4 protein-coding genes are annotated in these 6,202 nt (G+C 74.6%); 2 read left to right on the forward strand and 2 right to left on the reverse strand.

The window, feature by feature from the left end; translation table 11 throughout:
• Positions 1 to 21: 21 nt before the first annotated feature.
• A complete protein-coding gene (locus C2L59_RS06465) occupies positions 22 to 2,973 on the reverse strand; it encodes an AAA family ATPase (RefSeq protein ID WP_103348586.1) in 2,952 nt (983 codons plus the stop codon).
• Positions 2,970 to 4,121: an exonuclease SbcCD subunit D gene (locus C2L59_RS06470; protein ID WP_199198934.1), complete on the reverse strand. Its 1,152-nt coding sequence runs from the start codon at positions 4,119 to 4,121 to the stop codon at positions 2,970 to 2,972. The genes C2L59_RS06465 and C2L59_RS06470 overlap by 4 nt, the downstream gene beginning before the upstream one ends.
• 217 nt (positions 4,122 to 4,338) lie before the next feature.
• Here C2L59_RS06470 and C2L59_RS06475 point away from each other — a divergent pair, with 217 nt between their 5' ends.
• On the forward strand, positions 4,339 to 5,253 hold the full coding sequence (locus tag C2L59_RS06475; protein ID WP_103348588.1) for a DNA recombination protein RmuC: 915 nt from the start codon (positions 4,339 to 4,341) through the stop codon (positions 5,251 to 5,253).
• A gap of 289 nt (positions 5,254 to 5,542) precedes the next feature.
• The coding region (locus C2L59_RS06480) for a DUF6542 domain-containing protein (protein ID WP_103348601.1) at positions 5,543 to 6,202 on the forward strand (660 nt) is incomplete at its 3' end.

Below are 6,202 nucleotides of genomic sequence, written 5' to 3' on the forward strand. Positions count from 1 at the left end.
GGCTCCATCTTGTCCGAGTCGTCAGCCGGCCCGCACCTGCAGCGTCGAGCCGGTGCGGGACTTGCGGACCCGCAACCGGGTCGGAATGCGCTGCCGCAGCTCCTCGACGTGCGACACGAGCCCGACCACCCGGCCGCCGGCGCGCAGCTCGTCGAGGATGTTCATCACGACGTCGAGGGTTTCGGCGTCCAGCGTGCCGAAGCCCTCGTCGACGAACAGCGTGTCCAGCAAGGCGCCGCCCGTTTCGCCCGCGACGACGTCGGCCAGCCCCAGCGCGAGGGCCAGCGAGGCGAGGAAAGACTCGCCGCCGGACAGCGTCTTCGCCGGGCGGATGGTGCCCGAGTAGTCGTCCAGGACGTCGATGCCGAGCCCGCCGCGGGTACCGCGCGCCCCGGCCGCGTCCGAGTGCACGAACGCGTACCGGCCCTGGCTCATCGTGCGCAGCCGGTGCGTGGCCGCGACCGCGACCTCTTCCAGCCGCGCCGCCAGCACGTACGAGCGCAGCGACATCTTGCGGCTGTTCTGCCCGCGGCCGTTGACGACATCGGCGAGCGCCCGCAGCTCGGCGTACTCCGCCTCGGCCGGCGCCAGCCCGGCGAGCGTCTCGCGCAGCCGGGCGGCGAGCCGGGTCAGCTGCTCGTGCTGGGCGCTGGCCACCCGCAGCGCCGCGTACGCGGAATCGGCGCGCGCCCGGGCCAGCTGGGCCGCGTCGGCCGCGCGGCCGACGTCCGCGACGTCGTCCGGTGAGATCCCGAACAGGTCCGGCTCGGCCAGCAGTGCCCGCGCCCCGGCCGCGGCCGCTTCGGCCTCGGCGATGCCCTGTTCGAGCTTCTCGACCTGCTCGTCCGGCAGCATCGCGGCCCGCGCCTTCTTCAGCGACGTGAACCCCTTCGCCGCCACCGCCGCATCGACCAGCGCGCGCTGTTCGGCCACCCGTTCCCGCGCGCCCACGACCGCCGTCCGGGCCTCGGCGACCGCCTCCAGCGCCTCGGCCAGCCCGAGGAGGTGCGTCCGCCGCGCCCCGACGTCCGCGAACTCGCCCCGGCCGGCCTCCAGCCGGCGGTCCCGCTCGGCCAGGCGCTCCTCCAGGGCGCGGACGTCGGTGGTGGCTTCGACCGCCGCCTGTTCGGCCCGGCGGAGGCGTTCGGTCCGCGTCTCGACGTCCCGTTCCAGGAGGACGACCTGCTGGCCGAGTTTCGCCTTCGCGGCCGCCTTCCCGGTGAGCGCGGCGACCGTGGTCCGCGCTTGCGCCAGCTCGGCGGTGATCGACTCCGCCGTGCGGCCGGCCAGCCGCTCGGCCAGCCCGGCCAGCCGGGCCTTCGCCTCTTCCAGCGCGACGACGACCCGCTGCCGCACCGCGTCCGCCGCCTGCTCGGCTTCCTCGGCCGCGCGCTCCTCGGCCGGGTCGACCAGCTCGACGTCCCGGCTCGCCTTCGCCGGGTGCTCGGCCGACCCGCACACCGGGCACGGCGCGCCGTCGGGCAACGCGGCGGCGAGCTCGGCCGCCATCCCGTCGAGCCGCCGCTCGCGCAGGTCGAGCCGCCGCTGCCGGGCCGCCTGGTGCGCGTCGACGACCTCGCGCAGCTTCGCCTCGCCCCGCTGGACCTTCGCCCGGGCCTCGGGCAGGTCGGCCGCGTCACGGGCGAAGGCCCGCAGCTCGTCCACCTTCGCCTTGGCGCCCTCCAGCTTCGCCTCGGCTTCGGCCGCTTCGAGGGCGTCCGCCCGCAGCTTGGCCAGCTGGCCGGGGACCGCGGCCAGCTCGGCGGTCAGGGCTTCGACCTGCTGCTGCGCCGTGACAGCGGCGAGCTTCCGGTCGTCTCGCCGCATGGCGTCGAGCTCCTGTTGCTCGGCCTCGGCGACCAGTTCCGCGACCGCGCCGGCCTCCTCGCGCACGGCGGCCGCCCGCGCCTTGAGGTCGCCGGTCGCCCGCGTCCCGAACTCCCGCAGCCGGCCGCCGCGGGCCTTCTCCGCCTGCTCGGCCCCGGCCAGTTCGGCGGCCCGCCGGTCGAGCAGGTCGGCCTCCACGGCGACGCCGGCCGCCCGGCGCGCGGCCGCGACCTCCTGCGCCCACTCCGCACGCTGTGGCGCCTGTTCGGTGATTTCCAGGAGGCGCAGGTGCGCGGTGCGGACCCGGCGGATCTTCTCCGCGCCCGCACGTTCTTCCTGCAGGTAGGCGTCGGCCCGCTGGGCGGCTGCGCGCGCCTGCTCCTCCTCGGCCGTCACCTGCTTGACGCGTGCTTCCGCCTCGGCGAGCACGGCATCGACCCACTCGGCCACGTCCGCTTCGGGCGGGTCCTGCTGGGCCTCCTGCGCGTACCGGGCCAGCAGCTCGCGCACGTCCCGCTGGCGCGCCTCCAGCTCGCGGCCGCGCTCGGCGCGCAGGTCGGCGAACCAGCGTTCGACGTCGGCGAAGCGCTCGGTGCCGAACAGCCGCTCCAGGAGCTTCTCGCGCTCGGCGGTGTCCGAGCGCAGGAAGCGGGCGAACTCGCCCTGGGGCAGCAGCACCACCTGGAAGAACTGGGCCGCGGTCATCCCGAGCAGCCGTTCGACCGTGCGCGCGACCTCCTCGATCCGGATCAGGCCCTCCGGCGCCAGGCCGGCGGGTGCGGTGCCGATCCAGCTCAGCGACACCCGGGCCTGCTGGGTGGTGGTGCCCTCGCCGCGCCGCTTCGGCCGCTGGTACTCCGGGTTGCGGACGATCTTCAGCCGGTGGCCCTGCACGGTGAGCTCCAGCGCGACCTCGGTGACCTGGTCGGGCTCGGCCAGGTCGCAGCGCAGCCGCTTGGCTTCGTTGCGGGCGCCGGGAACCACGCCGAACAACGCGAACGCGATCGCGTCCAGCAGCGTCGTCTTGCCCGCGCCGGTTTCGCCGTGCAGGAGGAAGAGGCCGTCGGCGCCGAGCACGTCGAAGTCGACCACTTCGCGTGCGCAGTACGGCCCGAAGGCTTCGACCTCCAGCCTGTGCAGCCTCATTTCGCGAGGGCCCCCCGGTCGGCCGCTTCCAGGGCGTGGAACAGAAGCCGCTCTTCGCGCTCGCTCGGCGGGGCGCCGCGGCAGTCGTCGAGGAAGGTGCGCGAGACCTCGATGTCGGTCCGGCCGCGGACGGCGTCGGAGTAGCGCAGCGGGGCGCCGGCGTGCCCGCCCGCGGGCTCCCACTCCAGGTGCACGGCGTACGGGAACCGCTCGCGCAGCCGCCGCATGGCGTCGACCGGGCGCACCCGGTCGGTGACCGTGACCGACAGGAAGTGGCCGAGGTAGCCGTCGTGGGCTGGGTCCTGCAGGAGGTCCTCGAGCTCGCCGGTGAGCGTGGCGAGGGCTCTCGGCACGGGCAGTTCGTGCCGCCGGACCTCGGCGAGACCGTGGTCGCCGAGGTCCACCAGCCAGACGGATTTGCGTTGGCGCGCCTCGGAAAACGAGTACGCCAGCGGGCTGCCGGAGTAGCGCAGGTGCTCCGCGAGCGTCTGCGGGCCGTGGAGGTGGCCGAGTGCGACGTAGTCGACGCCGTCGAAGACCGAGCCGGGCACCTGCTCGACGCCGCCGACCGCGATGGTGCGTTCGCTGTCCGTCGGCTCGCCGCCGGTGACGAAGGCGTGCGCGAGGACGACCGCACGGACGCCCGGCCGGGTTTCCAGGTCCGCACGGATGCGGCGCATGGCTTCGGTGAGCACGCCGGTGTGACCGCGTGCCTCCGGCACGCCGAGCGCGTGGCGCGCCGGTTCCGGCTCCAGGTAAGGGATCCCGTAGACGGCGACCGGGCCGTGGGCGTCTTCCAGCAGCACCGGTTCGGCCAGCCCGGCGACGGTGGTGCGCAGGTGGAGGCCACCCGCCGCGGCGAACTCCGCGAAGGCGCCGAGGCGGGGCGCCGAGTCGTGGTTCCCGGGCGTGACGATCAGCTGCGCACCGGCCGCACGGATCCGGGCGACGGCTCTCGTGGCGACCCGCACGGCCTCCGCCGAGGGGACCGCGCGGTCGTAGATGTCGCCCGCCACCAGGACGGCGTCGATCGCCTCGCCGGCCACGAGGTCGGCGAGGTGCCCGAGCACCGCTTCCTGTTCCGCGAGCAGATCGGCGCCGTGGAACGTGCGCCCGACGTGCCAGTCGGAGGTGTGCAGGAATCTCACGGGGGCCAAGGTACGACCCGGCTCCGACGAAATCCCGGAGGCACGCCGCCGGCTCACTCGAACGTGTGTACTAACACGAGCGTGCCGGATCGGACACGCCCTGCCGCGAATCGATGTGTTCGCAGGTCAGCTACCCAGAGCGACGGTTCGGGTGCGGTTTTTGTCGGTGCCGTCCGCCATGATGTCTGCGAGCCGGACCTCGGAGGGAGGAGGCGAAGTGGCGACAGTGCTGACCACCGCGGCGATCGTGCTCGCGGTCCTGCTGCTGGTCGCCGTCGCGCTGCTGTGGCGGCTGTACCAGGACGGGATGCGCCGGGCGGACGCGGCGGCCCGGCTGGTGGCGGCCGAGCGGGCCAAGGCGGACCAGCAGCAGCTCGCGCTGCGGCGCTACGAGGTCGCGTTCGCCTCGATCAGCGGGCGCGGCGAGCTGGGCGAGCAGGTGCTGGTCGAGACCGCGCGCGCCCTCGGGCTGCGCGAAGACCTGCACTTCACGCTGCAGACGGACCTGGGCGGCGGCGGCTCGGCGAAACCGGACATGGTGCTGCGCGTGGGCGGCGACCGCACGGTCCCGGTGGACGCCAAGGCGAGCATGGCGACGTGGTCCGAGGCGGTGGAGACGGACGACCCGGACGAGCGGCTGGACGCGTTGCGCGCGCACGTCCGCCAGATCCGGTCGAGGGCGGCGGAGCTGGCGGGCAAGGGCTACCAGCGCTGGGCGGACGCGATCTACGGGACGATCATGTTCGTCCCCTCCGACGCGGCGGTGGTCGCGGCCCTGGACACCGACCCGGAACTGCTGCGCTGGCTGATCGACCGCCGGGTGTTCCTGTGCGGCCCGACGGGCTTCGGCGTGCTGGCCTCGGCGGCCCTGTTCGCGGCGAGCGACCGGACCCTGGAAGCGGACGTGGAGCAGGTGCGGGCCGGAGCGGCGGCGGCCCACCGGGCGGCGGGTGGCGCGGTGGAGGCGCTGAACCTGTCGAGCACGCACCTGCAGCGGTTCCTGTCGGCCCGGCGGCGGGAGCTGGAGGCGCTGGAGACGTTCCGGGCCACGGTGGCGCCGCTCACGGACGCGTCGGGCAGCCCGGCCGCCGTGCCGACGGTGCGGAAGGGAGACGAACTGGCGGCCAGCTGAGCGAGCGGGCGCGGTTCTCGTGGCCGCCGGTGCGCGACCGATGTGCTGACCAGCGGTTTTCCGGCCACGCGAGCTCGTCCGGCGAGCACGGCGGCGATCGGCGACGGCTCCGGCCGATCGCGGGAACCGCCGGTGCGGACCCGCTCCGGTCACCCTCGTGGTGGACGCCGATCGGCGCCCTCGCCGGCCGCTGTCCGGCGCCACCGGATCAGGCCCGCGGGTGGCTGTCGGCCCATGTCGGCGGCGGTGCTGGCAAGATCTTCACAACCACGAGATACGGTGTTCGCTTGTGACCGCGATTCGCGATCGCCAGAGCGATCCAGATGCCGACGACGTCCCCGTGCCGTGGGATGAGCGTCCTGTCGTCGGTTCGAGGCGGGGCCTGCCCTGGTGGGCGGCCGTCCTGGTCGGCCTCGTCCTGGCGATCGTCGGGGCCGTCCTCGGCAAGCCGACCCAGGCGAACATCCCGGTGATCTTCATCGTCTGCTACATCGCCGGGGCCGTGATCGCGGTCTGCGCGGTGCGGCGGCGGGGCCTGTTCGGGCCGATGGTGATGCCGCCGCTCGTGCTGGCCGTCACCGTGCCCACCGTGATCCTGCTGACCTCGGGGTCGGCTTCGGGCGGCGACGACCTGCTGTCGAAGGCCCTGAACATCGGCACCCCGCTGATCAACAGCTTCCCGATGATGGCCATCACCACCGGCATCACGCTGCTGATCGGCTTCGTCCGGATCTTCCGCGAGCGCGACCCGGACGCCCCGAAGAAGCTCAAGAACACCGACCGCCCCGACGAGGACGACGAAAAGCCGTCGTCGCGCGCCGCGGCCACGTCGGCCGGTGGCCGTCCGCGGCCGGCCGGCGCGAACCGCACCGGTCAGACCCCGCTCCCGGCCGGCGCCCGGCGTGGCCGGGACGGCGAGCCGCCGCCACGCCCGCGTCCGCCGGCGGAC

The sequence above is a fragment of the Amycolatopsis sp. CA-128772 genome (assembly GCF_002904295.1).
Classification (GTDB): Bacteria; Actinomycetota; Actinomycetes; order Mycobacteriales; family Pseudonocardiaceae; genus Amycolatopsis.

Coding starts and splice junctions, on each gene's coding strand:
- C2L59_RS06465 (WP_103348586.1), bottom strand. CDS start 2,973: ATGAGGCTGCACAGGCTGGAGGTCGAAGCCTTCGGGCCGTACTGCGCA.